This window comes from Halopseudomonas sabulinigri (assembly GCF_900105255.1).
GTDB classification, from domain to species: Bacteria; Pseudomonadota; Gammaproteobacteria; order Pseudomonadales; family Pseudomonadaceae; genus Halopseudomonas; species Halopseudomonas sabulinigri.
The window spans coordinates 3,526,015-3,545,015 of the sequence record NZ_LT629763.1 but is presented as its reverse complement, the minus strand read 5'-3'; the positions used below and the strand labels follow the sequence as shown (position 1 = coordinate 3,545,015).

Here is a 19,001-nt window from a genome sequence, read left to right as displayed (position 1 = left end):
CAAGCCGCAAGTTAAAACACTCTACTGGGGTTAGCTTGCGGCTTGTCGCTGCGCTTAACCCGCCGCAGCGTTGCTGAACAACGCGCTGTCGCGCTGCTCGACCAGCGCCTGCTCGATCGCGGCCTGATGCACCTCGTCGTCGTGCTCTTCACGCTCTTCGGGCTTGATGCCCAGGCGCTCGAACAACAGCATGTCCTTCTCCGCCTGTGGGTTGGCGGTGGTCAGCAAGCGCTCGCCGTAGAAGATCGAATTGGCACCGGCAAAAAAGGCCAGCGATTGGGTTTGCTCATTCATCTGTTCACGGCCGGCGGACAGACGCACGTGGGATTTGGGCATCATGATGCGCGCGACCGCCAGCGTGCGGATAAAGTCGAAGGGGTCGACGTCTTCGGCGTTCTCCAGTGGCGTGCCCTTGACCTTGACCAGCATGTTGATCGGTACGCTCTCAGGGTGTTCCGGCAAATTGGCCAACTGAATCAGCAGACCCGCACGGTCTTCGACCGACTCGCCCATACCCAGAATGCCGCCGGAGCAGATTTTCATGCCCGCATCACGCACGTAGGCCAGGGTTTCCAGCCGATCGCCGTAAGTGCGCGTGGTGATGATGTTGCCGTAGAACTCCGGCGAGGTATCCAGGTTATGGTTGTAATAATCCAATCCGGCGTCGGCCAACGCCGCGGTCTGCTCTTTGGTCAGCTTGCCCAGGGTCATGCAGGTTTCCAACCCCAGCTCGCGCACGCCGCGAACCATCTGCAACACATAAGGCATATCTTTCTCGGAGGGGTGCTTCCAGGCGGCGCCCATACAGAAACGCGTGGCACCAATCTTCTTGGCCGCGGCGGCCTCATCCAGCACTTTCTGTACTTCCAGCAGCTTTTCCTTATCCAGGCCGGTATTGTAATGGCCCGACTGCGGGCAGTACTTGCAGTCTTCCGGGCAGGCGCCGGTCTTGATCGACAGCAGCGTGGAGACCTGGACTCGGTTGGGATCAAAGTGCTCACGGTGCACCGTCTGGGCGCGGAACAACAGGTCATTGAAGGGCAGGCGGAACAGCGCCAGAACATCGGCGGGCGTCCAGTCGTGGCGAGTCACGGAAGCTGTCATGGAGTCATGTCCTTGGAATATTGCTTTGGGAACCCTCGAGGGTTCACTCTATGGCAAGCATGATAGCGACGGCATGGAGGCTGTCAACCATTGTTAAAATCACAAGTTTACAGCTGGGTAAAAAACAACCTATTAAGCCACTGTCTGCTTTGTGGGCTACGCGTAGCGCATTTGCAGGCAGGCCTCTGCCGCGGCTGCCTCGCCGACTTGCCTTGGCTGCACGCGCATTGCCGCCAATGCGCGCTACCTTTGCCTCAGGCCGATGCGCTCTGTGGTCAGTGTCTGCAGCGCCCGCCACCCTTCGCGCATGCTACCGCACCGCTGCTTTACCGCTTTCCCGTGGACTCGCTGGTGCCTGCCTTCAAGTACCACCGGCAGAATGCCTATGGCCGATTGCTCGCTCAGCTGATGTTGCTGCATCTGACTCATTATCTGGCGCAATTCCCCGAGCGCCGTCCTGACCTGCTGATGGCCATGCCGATGCATTCGGCACGGCAAGCACAGCGTGGTTACAACCAAGCCTTTGAACTGGCCCGCCCGCTGGCTAGCGCTCTGCAGCTGCCCTTAGAACGCAAGGCGCTGCAGCGCAGCCGCGCTACGCAGCCGCAACAGGGCCTGACCGCCCGCCAGCGCCAGCAAAATCTGCACGATGCCTTTTGTTGCAGCCAACCGGCGCAGATCACCGGGCGTGACATCGCCCTGGTCGATGATGTGATGACCACCGGCACCAGCGCTGCCGAAGCCACCCGCACCCTGCTGCGCGCGGGCGCAAACTCAGTGCAGATCTGGTGCGCCGCGCGCACGCCTTGAGCGCAGAGTTGCCACCTGCCCCCTGAGTTGTGCCACCATAGCTACCCTTTTCTGACGCAGGCGAACCGGTTATGGACGCGCACCATCCCTTTGCTTTGCTCACCCCCGATACCGTACTCGACGCTGTCGAGTCATTGGGCTTTGTCTCCGATGCCCGCACGCTCACCCTCAACAGCTATGAAAACCGGGTGTTTCAGGTTGGCATCGAAGATGCTCAGCCGCTGATCGCCAAGTTCTACCGTCCGCTGCGCTGGAGCGATGAATCCATTCTTGAAGAGCACCAGTTCTCCCTGGAGCTGGTCGAGCGCGAGATACCGGTCATTCCGCCGATGCAGATCAATGGCGAAACCCTGTTCGAGTTCGCCGGCTTCCGCTTCAGCCTGTTCAAGCGTTTTGGCGGCCGTGCACCCGAATTCGAAAACCCGGATCACCTGCTCATGCTGGGCCGCCTGGTCGGCCGGCTACACGCGGTTGGCGCCATGCGGCCCTTCGATCACCGGCCCGAGCTGACAGTAGAAACCTTCGGCACCGACAGCCTGGATTTTTTGCGCAGCACGAATGTGGTACCAGACGGCCTGCAAGCCGCCTACTTTTCGGTCGCAGAGGACCTGCTCAAGGTGGTCGCCGAGCGCTTCGCCGCACACCCGTGCACCACACTCCGGCTGCACGGCGACCTGCACGTCGGCAATCTGCTCTGGCGCGATGAAAGCCTGTACATGGTCGATCTGGATGACTGCCGCCAGGGCCCGGCCATTCAGGACCTGTGGATGATGTTGTCCGGCGAGCGCGACCAACGTCAGGCCCAGCTGGCCGAGCTGGCCGATGGCTACAACGAATTCTACGATTTTGATCCCAGCCAATTGGCGCTGATTGAGCCGCTGCGCAGCCTGCGACTGATCAACTACAGCGCCTGGCTGGCACGCCGATGGGACGACCCGGCCTTCCCGATGCACTTCCCTTGGTTTGCCAGCGAACGCTATTGGGCCGAGCAAATACTGACCCTGCGAGAACAGCGCGCGGCGATGGATGAGCCGGTGCTACGCCTGTTCTGATCTGGCTGCATAAAGATCATCAATGGCCATTCCCAGCCGGGGAATCAGCCAATACACTGCTTCGCGTTAAAATTTGAGGTGACCTCCATGACCGAGATACTGCTTGATCAACGTAACCTGGCCTTCGAACTCTATGAAGTGCTGGATGCCGAAGGCCTGACCCGGCGTGAGCGCTTTGCCGACCACAACCGGGAAACCTTCGACGCGGCCATTGGCACCGCCCGCACCATCGCCGAGAAGCTCTTTGCCCCGCACAACCGCAAGAGCGACGAGAACGAGCCCAAATACGTGGACGGTGCGGCCGAGCTGATCCCCGAGGTCAAACCGGCGGTCGACGCCTTCCTGGAAGCCGGCTTTCTGAACGCCACCCGCACCTTCGAGCAGGGCGGCATGCAGATGCCCAACCTGCTGTCCCAGGCCTGCTTCGCGCACTTTCAGTCGGCCAACGCGGCTACCTCGTCCTACGCCATGCTCACCATGGGCGCAGCCAACCTGATCGAAAACTTTGGCACCGAGGAGCAGAAAGAACGCTATCTGCAGCCGATGATCGAAGGTCGCTTTTTCGGCACCATGGCGCTGACCGAGCCGCACGCCGGTTCCTCGCTGTCTGATATCCGCACCAAGGCAGAACCGGCTGGCGATGGCAGCTACCGTCTCAAGGGCAACAAGATCTTCATTTCCGGCGGCGATCACCCGCTATCGGAAAACATCGTGCACATGGTGCTGGCCAAGCTGCCCGATGCGCCACCCGGTGTAAAGGGCATCTCGCTGTTCATCGTGCCCAAGTTCCTGGTCAATGATGACGGCAGTCTGGGCGAGCGCAACGACGTTGCCCTGGCCGGCCTGTTCCACAAGATGGGCTGGCGCGGCACCACCTCTACCGCCCTCAACTTCGGTGACAAGGACAACTGCGTCGGCTACCTGATCGGCAAGCCACACCAGGGCCTGGCGTGCATGTTCCAGATGATGAACGAGGCGCGTATCGGTGTCGGCATGGGCGCGGTGATGCTCGGCTACGCCGGCTACCTGTACTCGCTGAACTACGCCCGAGAGCGTCCGCAGGGTCGTCTGCCCGATGGCAAGGACCCGACCGCACCGCAGGTTTCCATCATCGAACACACCGACGTCAAGCGCATGCTGCTGGCACAGAAAGCCTACGTTGAAGGCGCCTTCGATTTGGGCCTGTATGCCGCCCGCCTGTTCGACGACACCGAAACCCTGGAAACCGAGGCCGAGCGCAAGACCGCGCTGGAGCTGCTGGACCTGCTGACGCCCATCGTCAAGGCCTGGCCATCAGACTACTGCCTCAAGGCCAACGAGCTGGCCATTCAGATTCTCGGTGGCCACGGCTATACCCGTGAGTACCCGGTAGAACAGTACTACCGCGACAACCGCCTCAACCCGATCCACGAGGGCACCAACGGCATCCAGTCACTCGACCTGCTGGCGCGCAAGGTAGTGATGAACAATGGCTCCGCGCTCAAGCAGCTGTCTGAGCTGATTCTGGCCACCTGCAAGCAGGCTGCCGTGCATCCAGAGCTGAACGGGCTGCGCGAGCCGCTGGAAAAACTGCTCGCGCATCTGGGCCAGGTTACGGTCGCGCTCCTGGGTGACATGGGCAAAGGCCAGGTCAATCAGGCGCTAGCCAACTCCGCGCTCTACCTTAAAGCCTTTGGTCACATGGTTATCGGCTGGCGCTGGCTGCAGCAGGCAGTGCACGCACAGAACGGTTTGAACAGCGGTAACCCGGCCGATCGCGACTTCTACCAGGGCAAACTGCAGGCAGCGCGCTACTTCCTCAACTGGGAAGTGCCATCCTGCCACCATGACCTGAACGTACTGGAAAATCGTGACCCCACCTGTTACGACATGCAGGACGCCTGGTTCTGATCATTACGTGACCCGCAACTGATCAGCGCCATCTCAACAGGCCACCCCACAAGGGTGGCCTGTTGTCTTTGTGGGCCAGGAAACTTTGTCGTAGCTGGCCGGTCCGCTTCCCAACGGCCAGCCGTGCAGCTACCCTTCAGGTCAGTACTCTTCAGGATCACCTTTCATGTCGCGTTTTTTGTCATCGTTCATTCTCTGCCTGTTTATCAGCACCAGCGTGCTGGCCCAGGAAGCGCCGCAGACCGAAGAGCTGAATCAGCGTATTGAAGCCACCAACGCGAGCGTCGAGACCCTCAACAGCAGCTCCCTGGCCGAACCGGACAAGCGCGAGCTGAACGAGCTGTATCAAAGCACCCTGAACTACCTCAAGCAGAGCGTGCAGGCCAAGGACGATCAGGACAAGCTGCAGGAAGAGATCGCCAGCGCGCCGCGCGAAACCCAAAGCATCCGCGCCCAACACAATCAACTGGCCAAGCGCGACAACGCCGGCAACGCACGTAAGGACAGCCTGCAGAAAACCGAGCTGCACGAGCTGGAAGGCAAGCTGGCCGAACAAGTCAATCAGATGTTCACCTGGCAGAACGAGCTGACCGCCGTTAACGGCGAGCTGATTGCCGCCCAGACACGCCCGGAGCGCACCCAGGCCAGCGTGTCGGACAACCAGAAGCGCGCGCAAACCGTGGCGGAACAGCTGCGCTCGCTGCAGCGCCAGCCGCCAACCCAGCAAAGCCGCGCGCGCATCGATATGCTGCAGGCCGAGCGTGATTACCTACAAATCACCAACGACCTGCTGCGTCAGAAGCTCTCGGGCAATAACGTGCTACAGGACCTGGCAACCCAAAAGAAAAACCTGTTGAGCCTGCAGATCCGTCAGATCGAAGACGACATCAAGGTCCTGCAGGACGTGATCAATGAAAAGCGCCGCAGCCAGTCGGAACAAGCTGTCAGCGACGCCACGCTGCCGGAAGACGAATCGCAGAATCAGGTATTGCAGGACCAGAGCAGCATCAACCGCGAGCTGAGCGAGGAGCTGTTATCGGCAACTGGCCAGATTGGCGACCTGACCCGCCGCAACATCGAAACCAAGCAGCAAACCGAACACTTGAGCCAGGTCGACAAGGCCCTAGAGCAGCAAATCGATGTATTGGAAGGCAGCCTGCTGCTGTCGCGCATACTGCACCAGCAGAAAAATGCACTGCCCAAGGTCAGCATTGACAGCCGAATTGCCGATCAGATCGCCGACCTGCGCCTGCGCCAGTTTGAACTCACCCAGCTGAGTAACGACCTGAGCAACCCGGATGCCTACCTGAACAACCTGTTGCTACAGATCCCCGTGCGCCAGCGCGATGCCCTGCGCCCGGGGCTGGAACAGATGGTCAACAGCCGGGTGACGCTGGTCGAGCAGCTGAACAACAACATCAACACGTTGATCAATCTGGCCATCAGCCTGCAGATCAACCAGCGCCAGCTGCAACAGCTCAGCGATGACCTCAAGCGCACCATCGACGACCAGCTGTTCTGGGTCGCCAGCAGCAAACCGCTGGACATGGGCTGGCTGAAGGATTTTCCGGCCCAGGCCAAGCGCCAGGTCGACAGCCTGCACCTCAAACAGGTGGCCGGCAACGTGGTCAATACCATAAAGCTGCACTACCCCTGGGGCATCTTCTTTGCCCTGTTCATCGCCCTGTATCTGTGGCGTCAACCGAGCATGCGCCACAAGCTCAACACCCTGCACGACGAGGTCGGCCACTTTCGTCGAGACAGCCCCTGGCACACCCCACGGGCGCTGGGCCTGACCATTGCGTTGATCAGCCCGATACCGCTGGCACTGCTGTTTCTGGGGCTGATAATGCACCTGGGCAATGAACCGGCGATGCCGGCACTGGGCCTGGCGCTACTCAAGCTCAGCCTGGCCTGGTTTGTCCTGCACCTGCTGTACCGCGTGCTTGACCCGCGCGGTATTGCGGCACGTCATTTCCACTGGGATGACAGCCTGGTGCAGCGCCTGCACAAGCTGGCCCGCCGACTCGCCTGGATCATGCTGCCCTTGGTACTGGTGCTGGGGCTGCACGGCGCCCTGCCACAGCAGCTGGGTGGAGACGCGTTGGGACGCGCCATCATGATGCTGGGCATGGCGCTGCTGGCCGGTTTGCTGGGGCGCATGATGTGGCGCAGCGAGCCGCTGTATCATTCGCGCATACTGCATTTCAGTGCCACCACAGTGCTGATTCTGGCGCCGCTGGCACTGGCCGGACTGACGGCCTGGGGCTATCACTACACCGCGGTCAAGCTGGCCGAACGCTTTATCGACAGCCTTTACCTGATCGTGCTCTGGATGCTGCTGGAGGGCACAGTGGTGCGCAACCTGAACGTCGCCGGCCGCCGCCTAGCCTATCAGCGCGCCGTGGCCAAACGACAGGCGGCCGAAGCACGTGAGGGTCAGGACAGCGAAGTGCCCTCGGTCGAAGTGCCGGAAATGAACATCCAGCAGATCAACCAGCAGTCACTGCGCCTGGCCAAACTGGCCTTGGTGATCGCTTTCAGCATTGCGTTGTATTTCACCTGGGCCGACCTGATCAGCGCGGCGTCCTACCTTGAGTCGGTCACGCTCTGGCAGTACGAAGGCGATGGCCTGAACACCGGCGAATCAGTACCGATCAGCGCCGGCGATATCCTCAGCGCACTGGTTACCCTGATTCTCACCTTCACCCTGGCGCGCAACCTGCCCGGCCTGCTGGAAATACTGGTGCTCTCGCGCATGGAACTGCGCCAGGGCACCAGCTATGCCGTCACCACGCTGCTGAGCTATGTGATCGTCGGCTTCGGCCTGGTCAGCTCACTGTCATCACTGGGCGTGAGTTGGGACAAGTTGCAATGGCTGGTGGCCGCACTGGGTGTCGGTCTGGGTTTTGGTCTGCAGGAAATCTTCGCCAACTTCATTTCCGGCCTGATCATCCTATTTGAACGCCCGGTACGTATTGGCGATGTGGTCACCATCGGGCCGCTGTCCGGGACCATCAACCGCATTCGTATTCGCGCCACTACCATTACCGATTTCGATAACAAGGAAATCATTGTCCCCAACAAGAACTTCGTCACCGAGCAGATCATCAACTGGTCGCTGCAAGACACCATCACTCGGGTAATCATCAAGGTCGGGGTCGCCTATGGGTCAGACGTGGCGAAAGTGCGCCAACTACTGAAAGAAATAGCGCAGAACAATCCACGCGTACTGAAAGACCCCGAGCCGCTGGTGTTCTTCCTCAATTTCAGCGACAGCACCCTGGAGCACGAACTGCGCGTGCATGTGAAGGAGCTGGCCGACCGTAACCAGGCCACAGATGAGATCAATCGCGAGATCGATCGGGTGTTCAAGGAGAACGGCATCGAGATCGCCTTCCGTCAGCTCGACGTCAATCTGCGCAGCAGCAAGGGCCTGGAAAAGCTGGTACACAGCTACCGCGTGGATGAGCCAAACCGCGAACAGGCAGACGCCATCCCGGTCAAAGTCGGTGACCCTGACCCGGAAACCCCTGCCGAACGCAGTGACGACGAACCCGGCAGCGGCTCACCCCCGCTCTAGCCACGCACGGCCCCCGCTGCACGCTATTGCCGAGCGGCCGGGGGCGGGAGCAAAATACGCGACTCGTTCAACCTCGTTGAGTCACCCGCCATGCCCAGAGCCGCCGAACTGAAAAAAGGTCAGATCGTCCAGATCAACAGCCAGCCTTACATCGTTAGCCAGATTGACGTTAAGAGCCCGTCTTCACGCAGCGGGACCACCCTGTACAAGGTGCGCTTCAATCACGTGCAGACCAAGCAGAAGCTGGACCAGAGCCTGACCGGCGATGACATGCTGAGCCCTATCGACTTCCAGAAACGCCAGGTGCAGTTTCTGTATCAGGACGCCGATGGCTACACCTTCATGGATAACGAGGATTTTGCCCAGTTCACCCTGAGCGCTGATCAACTTGAAGAACAGCTCGACTACCTGTTCGACGGCATCGAAGGGCTGTACGGCCTGCTGGTGGAAGGCAGTCTGGTGGGTATCGAACTGCCCGCCGTAGTAGAGATGCCGATCGAAGAAACACCGCCCGCCATCAAGGGCTCTTCCGCCAGCGCCCGCACCAAGACCGCACGCTTCGCCACCGGTTTGGAAATTCAGATCCCCGAGTACCTGGAGACCGGCGAGGTGGTGCGTATCAACACCGAATCCGGCAAGTTCATGTCCCGCGCCTGAGCGCCCCCACCCGGTTGTTATTGCGCAACCGGGTACTGCCAACACCTGCCTCACACCGCCCGCGTAACACGCGTTGTATTTTCAGCACACAATTGCAAGAATACGACTCGTTATCGTTAGTACTTCATTCTCAAGGCCTGGGCTTGCTCCCGCGCCAGCCAATACGCCTCTCGGAACACAGGGACAGGATTCCACCACCATGAACGTCAAAGCCTGGTTTCTGGTTCACAAGTGGACCAGCCTGATCTGCACCCTGTTTTTGCTGATGCTGTGCCTCACCGGGCTACCACTGATTTTTCATGAGGAAATTGACCACCTGTTCGGCGATGAGGTCCAGACCCCGGCAATGCCCGCAGGTACAGCGGACGCCAGCCTCGACACCCTGGTCAGCGCTGCTCTCGGGCATCGCCCGGGTGACGTCATCCGCTTCATGTTCTGGGATGACCACCACCCGCACCAGGCCTTCGTCACAATGGCCGGCAGCCTGGATGCCCCGGCAGATGAAAATCACTCGCTGATTATGGATACCCGCACCGCCGCCGTTCTCGATGAGCCCGAGCCCGACCGCGGCTTCATGTATGTGATGTTCAAACTGCATGTCGACCTGTTTGCCGGCTTGCCCGGCATGCTGTTCCTCGGTTTTATGGGGCTGCTGTTCGTGGTTGCCATCGTCTCGGGTGTGGTGCTTTACGCGCCCTTTATGCGCAAGCTGGATTTTGGCAGCGTACGTAGCCAGCGCAGCGCCCGGCTGAAATGGCTGGATCTGCACAACCTGCTGGGCGTGGTCACGCTGGTCTGGGCACTGGTGGTCGGCCTGACCGGCAGCATCAATACGCTCAGTCCTGTCGTCGTTGGGCTGTGGCAACAGGATCAGCTGGCCAGCATGACTGCTGCCTACGCAGAGGTGCCGATACCCGAGCAATTGGGCTCGCTGCAGCGCGCGGTGGATACCGCAGACGCTGCAGTAGAGAACATGCACATGAGCTTTATCGCCTGGCCGGGCAGCCAGTTCTCCAGCCAGCATCACTACGGCATTTTCTACCGCGGCGATCAGCCGCTGACCTCGCGTTTGCTGCAGCCGGTGCTGGTGGATGCGCAGACCAACGCGCGGCTGGAACCGCAGCCGCTACCCTGGTACGCCCAGGCCTTGTTACTGTCCCAGCCACTGCATTTTGGTGACTACGGCGGCCTGCCGCTGAAAATCATCTGGGCCCTGCTCGACCTGGCCACCATCGTGGTACTGGGCTCCGGGCTTTACCTGTGGCTGGGTCGGCGCAGCACTACCGCTCGCCGCATAGCGGAGTTGCAGAGCGGCGGCCTGAGTGAGGAGCCCAGCCCATGAGCACAGCGCGAAAAGGTCTCTGGCATATTTTCCGAGCACCCCTGCTGCTGGCAGTACTGAGCAGTGTCGGTCTGCTTGCCGCGCTGATCGGTGACGGCGTTTACGACCTGCTGTCCTGGCTCGCGCTGGGCTGCATTCCTGCGGTTATCGCTTGGTATTGGACGAAAGCAAACGTATAAAGAGCAGCGACTTTCTTCGTTTCCCCAAGGAGCAACGCATGTCCCAACAGCCGCACATCATCGAACCCGCCGTACCCGCCACCCGCTGCGTGATCTGGCTGCACGGCCTGGGTGCAGACTGCTTCGATTTTGTCCCTGTGGTCGAGGCGCTGGGCCTGCCGCCGAACCATGGCATACGCTTTGTGTTCCCGCAGGCGCCCACCCGCCCGGTCACCATCAATGGCGGCTTCCCGATGCCCTGTTGGTACGACATCCTCGGCATGTCGCCGGCCCGCGCCATCAATCAGGCCCACATGGACGAAGCCGTCGCCATGCTCAAGGGGCTGGTTGCCGATCAGCAGGCCAAGGGCATCATGCCTGACCAGGTGATTCTGGCGGGCTTCTCCCAGGGCGGCGCAGTGGTGATCAGTACCGCCGTGCTCAGCCGCTTGCCGCTGGCCGGCGTGATGGCGTTGTCGACCTACGGCCCTGACCTCGACAACCTACTGCAGAGCACGCCGCAAACATCGAGCCTGTCGGTGTTCTGCGCCCACGGGCGCGGTGACGAGGTACTGCCAATCAGCATGGGCCGCGAGGCGCACGACCTGCTGCAGGCCGCCGGCCACAGTACGCAATGGCACGACTACCCCATGGCGCACGAAGTCTGCCCGCAGGAAATCGCCGACATCCGGCAGTGGCTGACAGCGCGCTTCGAGCTGTAATGCCACTGCCGGCGCACTCCGGCAGCTGATCAAAAAACAACCGCCACAAGGCTTCGCTAACGCGCGGCCTTGCTTTACACTGGCGCATCATTTTTTGTTCACATAACCGAGAGACGCCTGTGCTCAAAGCACTGAAGAAGCTGTTAAACAAGCCAGAAGAGCAAGCCGCAGCCCCTGCAGCACCCAATCCGGAAAAGCCTCAGGAACAGCAAGCACGGCCCAGCAACCAGGCTGACCAACCCAGCGCGTATGACCGCGACAAGCCCCGCTCACCTCGTGCAGATGCAGATCATAAAGCTGCAGCCAGAAAGCCACGAGCGCCGCGCCAGAAGCCAGCGGCCAACCCGCCCGCCAAACCCTGGACCATCGCCGACTTTAAAGTCGAGCCCGAGGAAGGCAAAACGCGTTTCCACGATTTCCCGCTGCCCGATTCGCTGATGCACGCCATTCAGGATCAGGGCTTCAGCTACTGCACACCGATCCAGGCGGCGGTACTCGGCAACACCCTCAAGGGCCACGACGCCATTGGTCGCGCCCAGACCGGTACCGGCAAAACCGCCGCTTTCCTGCTCTCCACCATCACCCAGTTGCTGGAAACCCCAGCGCCGGATGAACGCTACATGGGCGAGCCACGGGCACTGATCATCGCCCCCACCCGCGAGCTGGTCATGCAGATTGCCAGCGACGCCGAAGGCCTGACCAAACACTGCCCACTGAACGTTATGGCCTTTGTTGGCGGCATGGATTACGACAAGCAGCTCAAGCAGCTAGAGCGCACCTATTGCGACATTCTGGTCGCCACGCCAGGCCGCCTGCTGGACTTCTGCAACCGCGGTGAAGTGCACCTGGATTTGATCGAGGTGCTGATCCTCGACGAGGCCGACCGCATGCTCGACATGGGCTTTATCCCGCAGGTACGCCAGATCATCCGCCAGACACCGCGCAAGGGCGATCGCCAGACGCTGCTGTTCTCCGCCACCTTCAGCGACGACGTGATGAACCTGGCGCAGCAGTGGACGGTTGAGCCGGCCATTGTCGAGATCGAACCCGAGCGCCCTGCGTCCGAAAACGTGACCCAGAAAGTCTACGCGGTCAGCGGCAAGGACAAATACAAGGTGCTCTACAACCTGGTCACCCAGCTGGAGCTTGAACGGGTGATGGTCTTCGCCAACCGCAAGGATGAAGTGAGACGCGTACAGGAGCGCCTGGTACGCGACGGCATCAATGCCGCGCAGCTGTCGGGCGATGTGCCGCAGCAGAAACGCGTACGCACGCTGGACAACTTCAAGAACGGCAAGCTGCGGGTTCTGGTCGCCACCGACGTGGCTGGGCGCGGCATTCACATCGACGGCATCAGCCACGTGATCAATTACACCCTGCCCGAAGACCCCGAAGACTACGTACACCGCATCGGGCGTACCGGCCGCGCCGGCGCCAAGGGCACCTCGATCAGCCTGGCCGGTGAGGACGACGCCTTCCAGATTCCGCCGATTGAAGAGTTGCTCGGCGGCAAGCTGGAGTGCATTCCGCCGGAAGAGCAGTTCCTCAAGGCTATTCCCCAGCGTCAGCAGACCGCCGAGGAGAAAGCCGCCAGCGACGCCAACGAGGCAGAACAGGCTGCCGCAGCCGCCGCCAGCCGCAAACGCGCCTCCGGGCGTCGTGATCGGCCTCAAGGGCGTCGCTAAACCTCTTGCGTCGCTATTCGGGCCGAGCACTTTGCCGGCCCGAGTCTTTTGTTGCCACCCCTCTCACACCCGCAACCCCCAACTGCACCTCGTTCGCTGGGCAACGCAAAAACGCGCATGCAAAGTAGCGAAATGGGGATCAAGGGAAATAGCGGAAGAAACGGCGAAGGGGCTTGTCGAGCGGACAAAATCGGCGACTTTCTGCACGCCGGGCCAATGACTATAACGCGCTTTTTCTACCCCTGCCCAGCCCCATTCGTCTATTTCGAACTTTTTTGAAATTAAGCCATTCACGTGCTTGTGAAGGTCATCTTCTTTGCGTTATATCTCGCTCAACCGGCCCACGCCAACAGGTGATCCCTTGATACCTGATGGCCTGCGAGCTGGCCCTGTGGACTGCCAGGCGCAGCTCAGGCGCCTGATACAGACCAAGTGTCACCGGCCCTTGCGAGGTAATAGCATATGGAAGCGTGCGGACCTACCGAACACACCTTCTACGTCCTCGATACCAACGTCCTGATTCACGACCCCAACGCCCTGCTCAATTTCGAAGAACACCACGTGGTCATTCCCATGACCGTTCTGGAGGAACTCGACAAACTCAAATCCGGCAAGACCAGTATCGCCGCCGATTGCCGCCAGGCTATCCGGCTGATCGACAAGACCCTCGGCGTTGCACCACCGGACCAGGTAGAAGAAGGCGTTCCCATCGAGCGCGGCAAGCTGGGCCCCAACGGCACGCTGGCCATCCTCATGGAAAAGACGCTGATCCCAGCCCACTGCCTACCCAACGACCTCAACGACAACAAGATCATCAACCAACTGTGTCATCTGCAGAACCTGCATCCCGACGGCCGCATCGTACTGGTTTCCAAAGACATCAACATGCGCCTCAAAGCGCGCGGCTGCGGTATCGATGCCGAGGACTATCACACCGACCAGTTGCTGGATGACATCGATCTGCTGGCTCGTGGCTACCACCAGGTGCCCGGTTCCTTCTGGGATCGCGTGAACAAGGTAGAAACCCGTCAGCTGACTGGCCAGACCCTGCACCACGTGCAGCTGACCGACAATCTGCCGGCGCTGCATCTGAACGACTTCATCATTGATGAACAGGGATTTATCGGCTGGGTCAAAGCCATCGACGGCGACCGCCTGAGCATCCGCGACCTGCACCAGGAGCCGCTGCTGCATCAGGAGTGCTGGGGCCTGCGTCCACGCGACATTTTCCAGGCGTTGGCGATGTTCGCACTGCTCGACCCGGATATTCACCTGGTCAACCTCACCGGCGCCGCCGGCTCGGGTAAAACCATTCTGGCGCTGGCTGCGGCCATCGAGCAGACCATGGTAACCAAGACCTACCGCCGCATCATCGCCACCCGCAGCACCCAGGGGTTGGACGAAGACATCGGCTTTTTACCAGGCACTGAAAAGGAGAAGATGGAGCCCTGGCTCGGCGCGATCACCGACAACCTTGAAGCCCTGCACATGGATGATGAGAGTACCCACGGCAGCGTGGAGTACATTCTCGACCGCGTACCGCTGCAGTTCAAATCACTGAACTATATTCGTGGCCGCAGCTTCCAGCAGAGCTTCATCCTGATCGATGAAAGCCAAAACCTGACACCGCACCAGATCAAGACCATCATTACGCGCGCCGGCACCGGCTCCAAGGTCGTCTGTCTCGGCAACCTGGCGCAAATCGACACACCTAACCTGAACGCCACCAGTTCCGGCCTGACCTATCTCACTGAATGTTTCAAAGACTTTCCTCACGGCGTACACATCCACCTGCAGGGCGTACCCCGCTCGGCCTTGGCTGAATACGCAGAAACTCACCTCTGACCGGCCTGGGGCCGGTAGCTGCAAGCCACAAGCTTCAAGCTGCAAGAAAAACCCGCGTGATGCCACATACGCGGGTTTTTTATAAGCGGAGAAACTTACCAGAACTCGCTAACTCGGCCGACTTGGCTTTTGGGTTTTGCCTTTTGGCTTTTGGCTTGTGGCTTGTGGCTTGTGGCTTGTGGCCGCGAAGCCCAATAGCCCCTTTCTATCCACCCCATTACCCCTGCCGCCGTCGGTTTCCGTCATAATGCGCGCTCCACGCTGAAAGGAGTACGCCCATGCTGATGGTGATTTCGCCCGCCAAGACCCTTGATTACGACACCCCGCCGGTGATTGAGCAAAGCACTCAACCGCGTTTTGTTGACCACAGCGTCGAGCTGATCGAGGTGCTGCGTGAAAAGTCGCCACAGGATATTGCCGAGCTGATGTCGCTGTCGGACAAGCTGGCGAGTCTCAACGTCGCGCGCTACGGCAGCTGGGAGCGCGAGAGCACGCCGCGTAATGCCAAACAGGCGCTGCTGGCGTTCAAGGGCGATGTTTATGCCGGGCTTGATGCCGAGGACTTCAGCAGTGATGACTTTGCCTTTGCCCAGCAGCACCTGCGCATGCTGTCCGGACTGTACGGCTTGCTGCGCCCGCTGGACCTGATGCAGCCCTATCGTCTGGAGATGGGCACCAAACTGGCCAACCCGCGCGGCAAGGACCTGTATACCTTCTGGGGCGAGCGCATCAGTGAATGGCTGAATGAAGATCTCGCAGCGCAGGGCGATCAGGTGCTGCTCAACCTCGCCTCGCAGGAGTATTTTGGGGCGGTCAAGCCCAAGGCTCTCCAGGCGCGCGTGATTGATACCGTGTTCAAGGACTGCAAAAACGGTCAGTACAAGATCATCAGTTTTTACGCCAAGAAAGCACGCGGCCTGATGGCCCGCTACGTCGTCAAAGAGCGCCTGCAAGACCCGGAAGGATTGAAAGACTTCACCACTGACGGCTACTACTTTGACGCCAGCGCCAGCAGCAAAAACAAGTTGGTGTTTCTGCGCGACGAACAGCGCTGAAGTAAAAAACCCGGCTCAGGCCGGTTTTTTTACTGGCTCATCGATTGCAGCCGGCGTGCAGGCTTGTCGAAACGCAAGATAGTGCGCCAGCACCTGCTCGGGCGCCTCCACCTGCGGATAGTGGCCGATGCCCTCAAGCAGCACCGTATCAGGCTCCGCAATCAACTCCCGGTAACGCGCGACCATGTGCGCACCCGACACCGGATCAACCGCGCCATCAATCACCCGCATCGGCACCCGATTGCACTGCATCGCAGCCAGCCAGCGATCGCGCTGAACGCGGCGTTCGGCGATGTAGTGAATCAACCGATGCATGACCCTGGGCCCTTGGTTGTACGCCAGCATGCGCCAGAACCCGTCGAGCTCTTGCTCGGACGGTTTAGTCGCGGGGCCAAAGATCTTGCCAAAGGCCTGGGCAAGATTCTCGCGGCGATACAGCCGCCCGAGCAAGAAGCCCAATGGGCTCATCAACAGCTTCTGCATGCGCACCGGATGGTGCGTCTCCGGAAACAGACCACCATTGAGGAAACAGACTGATCGCAGCCGGCAATACGGCGTGCTCTGCTCGCGCGCCAGCAACTCTTGGGCCACGCTATCGCCATAGTCATGCGCCAGCACGTGGTAATCGCCCACGCCCAACTGTTGCAACACGGTCTGCAGCAAGTCGGCTTGATCCAGCAGACTGTAGGCGTAGCGCGGCGGCTTGTCAGAAAAGCCGAAGCCGAGCATATCTACCGCAATCACCCGGTAGCGCTCAGCCAGGCTCTGCCACAGGTAATGCCAATCCCAGGAGCCGGAGGGGAAGCCGTGAATCAACAGCAGCGGCTCCCCCACTCCGGCGCACCAGTAGCGTACCTTATGGCCCCGGTAAATCAGGCTGCGGTTCTGGCTGAGCCAATCATCCAGGGCAATACCGGTGAGACTGGTCACCGATCACGCATCGTAACCAGGGCTCACACGCTGCACCTTGCGTAACAGAGCCGGCCAGGCAATACCGGCGCCAGCGCCATTGGTGGCTTTTTTCATGCTCGCCTTGGCGCCATCGAGTACCGCTTGCGGAATAGGGATCAGCTCCGCGTTCTGCGCTTGGGCGCGTACCTGAATTTCGCAGCAACGTTGCAGGGTGTACATGGTCAGGAAGGCCTCAGCCACGGACTTGCCGCAGACCAACAGACCATGGTTGCGCAGAATCAGATTGTTCGCATGACCCAGATCGGCCTGCAAACGCGGCTTCTCTTCCTCGTTCAGCGCGACGCCTTCGTAGTCGTGATAAGCCAGGCTGCTCAGTACAAAGATCGACTGCTGGGAGATCGGTAGAATGCCCTCTTTCTGGGCTGACACGGCGATACCCGCAGCGGTGTGGGTGTGCAGTACGCAGTTGGCGTCGTGGCGCACCTCGTGAATGGCGCTATGGATGGTAAAACCAGCCGGATTAACGTTGTAGGGCGACTCCACGACCTTGTTGCCCTGCAGGTCGATCTTGACCAGATTGGACGCGGTCACTTCGTCAAACATCAGTCCGTAGGGGTTGATCAGGAAGTGTTCAGTACCGGGAATCTTGGCAGAGATGTGGGTAAACACCAGGTCATCCCAGCCGTACATTGCAATCATGCGGTAGCAGGCGGCCAGATCGACCCGGACCTGCCATTCTTCGGCACTGACCTGATCCTTGACGCTCTTGTCTACCAGCGAATGTACTGCGTTCATCGGGCAATCCTCTTTTGTTGGAATAATGTTAATGGCACCCTGTTGGGCCGCTGCCGGTACAGGACATCCCCCAGTGCTTGCGGCATACTGTGGGACGTTCGGTATGAGGAGAGTCTAGACGGTGACGGCAAAGCGGACTGTCAAACACTTTACAGTGTCGGCAATGCAGGACACTGCACGCCTGGCCAAGCTGCTACAGCAAAACCGCTGGTTCAGCGAGCTGCCACAGGATGCACTCGATGAAATGTTGGCCCTGGCCCGGGTACGCACCCTGGATGACGGTGAGTTTGTCTATGCCAAGGACGATCAGCCCGACGGCCTGTACGGCGTCATCAGTGGCGCCGCGCGCATCAGTAACATTGGTCCCGATGGCCGGGAAGCGGTGCTGGCCGTGCTCACGCCAGGCAGCTGGTTTGGCGAGATATCACTGTTCGATGGCCTGCCGCGCTCGCACGATACCCTCGCCAGTGGCAGTACCGAGCTATTGATGATTCCGCGTGTCGGTTTTCAGCAGATGCTGGAGCGGCGCCCGGAGCTCTATCCCTTGTTCATGAAGCTGCTTTGCCGGCGCATTCGCATTTCCTTCGGCATGCTGGAAGACAGCGCTTTGCTGCCGCTCTCCTCACGCCTGGCCAAGCGGTTACTGATGCACGCCCATAACTACGGCCAGACCGACGATGAAGGCGGACGGCCCTGTGTGCAGTTATCGCAGGAATCGCTCGGTCTGATGCTGAACAGTTCGCGGCAAAGCATCAACAAACTGCTCAAGCGCCTGGAAAGTCTGGGGTGGCTGCAGATCCAGTATGGCCAGATATTGATCCTCGACGAGGATCGTCTGACGCAACTGGCCAGTGGCGCCCCGCTGCCCGACATCAACTGATCACGCCTGTAGCGCGCCAACGAACTGCTGCAGCCAAGGCTCTGCATCGGTTTCCGGCGTGACTGTTTCGCTGGCATCCAGACGAAGCATCGGGATGGCTTCGCGGGCCTGCAATTCCAGCAGCAACTCACGAAACTCCTCGCCTGCCTGACAAAAGGTGTCGCCATAAGCCGCATCACCCAGCGCAATCACGCCAAACGGCCTGGCGGTCAATAACGGGAAGCGGTCACGCATCTCATGAAACAGCGGTACCAACGGCTCGGGCAGCTCGCCCATACCCGTCGTCGAGGTACATAGCAGCAGCGCCTCCGGCTCCAGCGCCAGCAATGCGTCCAGAGTGAGCGCTCTGAGTCGGCTGACCCTCAACCCGGCTGACTCGCAGAGACTCTGCGCCTCATCCGCCACCAGGTCCGCGGTGCCAAACACCGTACCGCTGACAATCACCAGATGCATCACTCACCTCTTTTCGTCGCCAAGATTGGCCGGCCATTATGCCGTAAAGCCCGGCGCT

The 19,001-nt window shown here is 60.2% G+C and carries 16 protein-coding genes and 1 pseudogene; 13 read left to right on the top strand and 4 right to left on the bottom strand.

Annotated features, from left to right (window positions below):
* Window positions 1–54: 54 nt before the first annotated feature.
* Window positions 55–1,104 (bottom strand): biotin synthase BioB, encoded by a 1,050-nt coding sequence (gene bioB, locus BLU26_RS16090; RefSeq protein ID WP_092287871.1) that lies wholly within the window; start codon window positions 1,102–1,104, stop codon window positions 55–57.
* A 90-nt stretch (window positions 1,105–1,194) separates the two neighbouring features.
* Between bioB and BLU26_RS18880 the strand changes: the two are divergent.
* From BLU26_RS18880 to yaaA, 12 genes and pseudogenes are all read left to right on the top strand, one after another.
* Window positions 1,195–1,329: pseudogene (locus BLU26_RS18880) on the top strand (hypothetical protein); the annotation flags it as partial.
* 24 nt (window positions 1,330–1,353) lie between these two features.
* Entirely contained in the window at window positions 1,354–1,914 is a 561-nt protein-coding gene (locus BLU26_RS16085) for a ComF family protein (RefSeq protein WP_231701965.1), read from the top strand.
* Window positions 1,915–1,985: 71 nt separating this feature from the next.
* Window positions 1,986–2,966 (top strand): serine/threonine protein kinase, encoded by a 981-nt coding sequence (locus tag BLU26_RS16080; RefSeq protein WP_092287869.1) that lies wholly within the window; start codon window positions 1,986–1,988, stop codon window positions 2,964–2,966.
* Window positions 2,967–3,053: 87 nt separating this feature from the next.
* The gene (locus BLU26_RS16075; protein ID WP_092287868.1) at window positions 3,054–4,856 is read left to right on the top strand and encodes an acyl-CoA dehydrogenase; all 1,803 of its coding nucleotides are present in this window, start codon (window positions 3,054–3,056) and stop codon (window positions 4,854–4,856) included.
* A gap of 166 nt (window positions 4,857–5,022) precedes the next feature.
* A complete protein-coding gene (gene mscK, locus BLU26_RS16070; RefSeq protein ID WP_092287867.1) occupies window positions 5,023–8,439 on the top strand; it encodes a mechanosensitive channel MscK in 3,417 nt (1,138 codons plus the stop codon).
* 90 nt (window positions 8,440–8,529) lie between these two features.
* Complete coding sequence (gene efpL / locus BLU26_RS16065) at window positions 8,530–9,096, top strand: elongation factor P-like protein EfpL (RefSeq protein ID WP_092287866.1); 567 nt, start codon at window positions 8,530–8,532, stop codon at window positions 9,094–9,096.
* A 199-nt stretch (window positions 9,097–9,295) separates the two neighbouring features.
* Window positions 9,296–10,438: a PepSY-associated TM helix domain-containing protein gene (locus BLU26_RS16060; RefSeq protein WP_092287865.1), complete on the top strand. Its 1,143-nt coding sequence runs from the start codon at window positions 9,296–9,298 to the stop codon at window positions 10,436–10,438.
* Window positions 10,435–10,617 carry a hypothetical protein gene (locus BLU26_RS16055; RefSeq protein ID WP_092287864.1) on the top strand — a complete coding sequence of 61 codons (183 nt, stop codon included), beginning with the start codon at window positions 10,435–10,437 and terminating at the stop codon, window positions 10,615–10,617. The genes BLU26_RS16060 and BLU26_RS16055 overlap by 4 nt, the downstream gene beginning before the upstream one ends.
* A 38-nt stretch (window positions 10,618–10,655) precedes the next feature.
* Window positions 10,656–11,318: an alpha/beta hydrolase gene (locus BLU26_RS16050; protein WP_092287863.1), complete on the top strand. Its 663-nt coding sequence runs from the start codon at window positions 10,656–10,658 to the stop codon at window positions 11,316–11,318.
* Between the two features lie 119 nt (window positions 11,319–11,437).
* Complete coding sequence (gene rhlB / locus BLU26_RS16045) at window positions 11,438–13,003, top strand: ATP-dependent RNA helicase RhlB (protein ID WP_092287862.1); 1,566 nt, start codon at window positions 11,438–11,440, stop codon at window positions 13,001–13,003.
* 462 nt (window positions 13,004–13,465) lie between these two features.
* Window positions 13,466–14,848: a PhoH family protein gene (locus BLU26_RS16040; protein ID WP_092287861.1), complete on the top strand. Its 1,383-nt coding sequence runs from the start codon at window positions 13,466–13,468 to the stop codon at window positions 14,846–14,848.
* Window positions 14,849–15,126: 278 nt separating this feature from the next.
* Window positions 15,127–15,903, top strand: coding sequence for a peroxide stress protein YaaA (gene yaaA / locus BLU26_RS16035; RefSeq protein ID WP_092287860.1), 777 nt, complete (start codon window positions 15,127–15,129; stop codon window positions 15,901–15,903).
* A 15-nt stretch (window positions 15,904–15,918) separates the two neighbouring features.
* On the opposite strand, the gene BLU26_RS16030 is transcribed toward yaaA, so the two are convergent.
* Together BLU26_RS16030 and BLU26_RS16025 are read right to left on the bottom strand one after the other, a co-directional pair.
* Window positions 15,919–16,833, bottom strand: coding sequence for an alpha/beta fold hydrolase (locus BLU26_RS16030; RefSeq protein WP_092287859.1), 915 nt, complete (start codon window positions 16,831–16,833; stop codon window positions 15,919–15,921).
* A gap of 3 nt (window positions 16,834–16,836) precedes the next feature.
* Window positions 16,837–17,610: a class II aldolase/adducin family protein gene (locus tag BLU26_RS16025; RefSeq protein ID WP_092287858.1), complete on the bottom strand. Its 774-nt coding sequence runs from the start codon at window positions 17,608–17,610 to the stop codon at window positions 16,837–16,839.
* Window positions 17,611–17,773: 163 nt separating this feature from the next.
* Here BLU26_RS16025 and BLU26_RS16020 point away from each other — a divergent pair, with 163 nt between their 5' ends.
* Window positions 17,774–18,490 carry a Crp/Fnr family transcriptional regulator gene (locus BLU26_RS16020; RefSeq protein WP_092287857.1) on the top strand — a complete coding sequence of 239 codons (717 nt, stop codon included), beginning with the start codon at window positions 17,774–17,776 and terminating at the stop codon, window positions 18,488–18,490.
* Here the strand turns inward: BLU26_RS16020 and BLU26_RS16015 are convergent, their stop codons facing one another.
* Window positions 18,491–18,943 (bottom strand): flavodoxin domain-containing protein, encoded by a 453-nt coding sequence (locus tag BLU26_RS16015; RefSeq protein WP_092287856.1) that lies wholly within the window; start codon window positions 18,941–18,943, stop codon window positions 18,491–18,493.
* Window positions 18,944–19,001 lie beyond the last annotated feature (58 nt).

Excerpts from the sequence above, each read along its gene's own strand:
- bioB (WP_092287871.1), bottom strand. The coding sequence starts at position 1,104 with ATGACAGCTTCCGTGACTCGCCACGACTGGACGCCCGCCGATGTTCTG.
- BLU26_RS16080 (WP_092287869.1), top strand. The coding sequence starts at position 1,986 with ATGGACGCGCACCATCCCTTTGCTTTGCTCACCCCCGATACCGTACTC.
- BLU26_RS16075 (WP_092287868.1), top strand. The coding sequence starts at position 3,054 with ATGACCGAGATACTGCTTGATCAACGTAACCTGGCCTTCGAACTCTAT.
- mscK (WP_092287867.1), top strand. The coding sequence starts at position 5,023 with ATGTCGCGTTTTTTGTCATCGTTCATTCTCTGCCTGTTTATCAGCACC.
- efpL (WP_092287866.1), top strand. The coding sequence starts at position 8,530 with ATGCCCAGAGCCGCCGAACTGAAAAAAGGTCAGATCGTCCAGATCAAC.
- BLU26_RS16060 (WP_092287865.1), top strand. The coding sequence starts at position 9,296 with ATGAACGTCAAAGCCTGGTTTCTGGTTCACAAGTGGACCAGCCTGATC.
- BLU26_RS16055 (WP_092287864.1), top strand. The coding sequence starts at position 10,435 with ATGAGCACAGCGCGAAAAGGTCTCTGGCATATTTTCCGAGCACCCCTG.
- BLU26_RS16050 (WP_092287863.1), top strand. The coding sequence starts at position 10,656 with ATGTCCCAACAGCCGCACATCATCGAACCCGCCGTACCCGCCACCCGC.
- BLU26_RS16040 (WP_092287861.1), top strand. The coding sequence starts at position 13,466 with ATGGAAGCGTGCGGACCTACCGAACACACCTTCTACGTCCTCGATACC.
- yaaA (WP_092287860.1), top strand. The coding sequence starts at position 15,127 with ATGCTGATGGTGATTTCGCCCGCCAAGACCCTTGATTACGACACCCCG.
- BLU26_RS16025 (WP_092287858.1), bottom strand. The coding sequence starts at position 17,610 with ATGAACGCAGTACATTCGCTGGTAGACAAGAGCGTCAAGGATCAGGTC.
- BLU26_RS16020 (WP_092287857.1), top strand. The coding sequence starts at position 17,774 with ATGCAGGACACTGCACGCCTGGCCAAGCTGCTACAGCAAAACCGCTGG.
- BLU26_RS16015 (WP_092287856.1), bottom strand. The coding sequence starts at position 18,943 with ATGCATCTGGTGATTGTCAGCGGTACGGTGTTTGGCACCGCGGACCTG.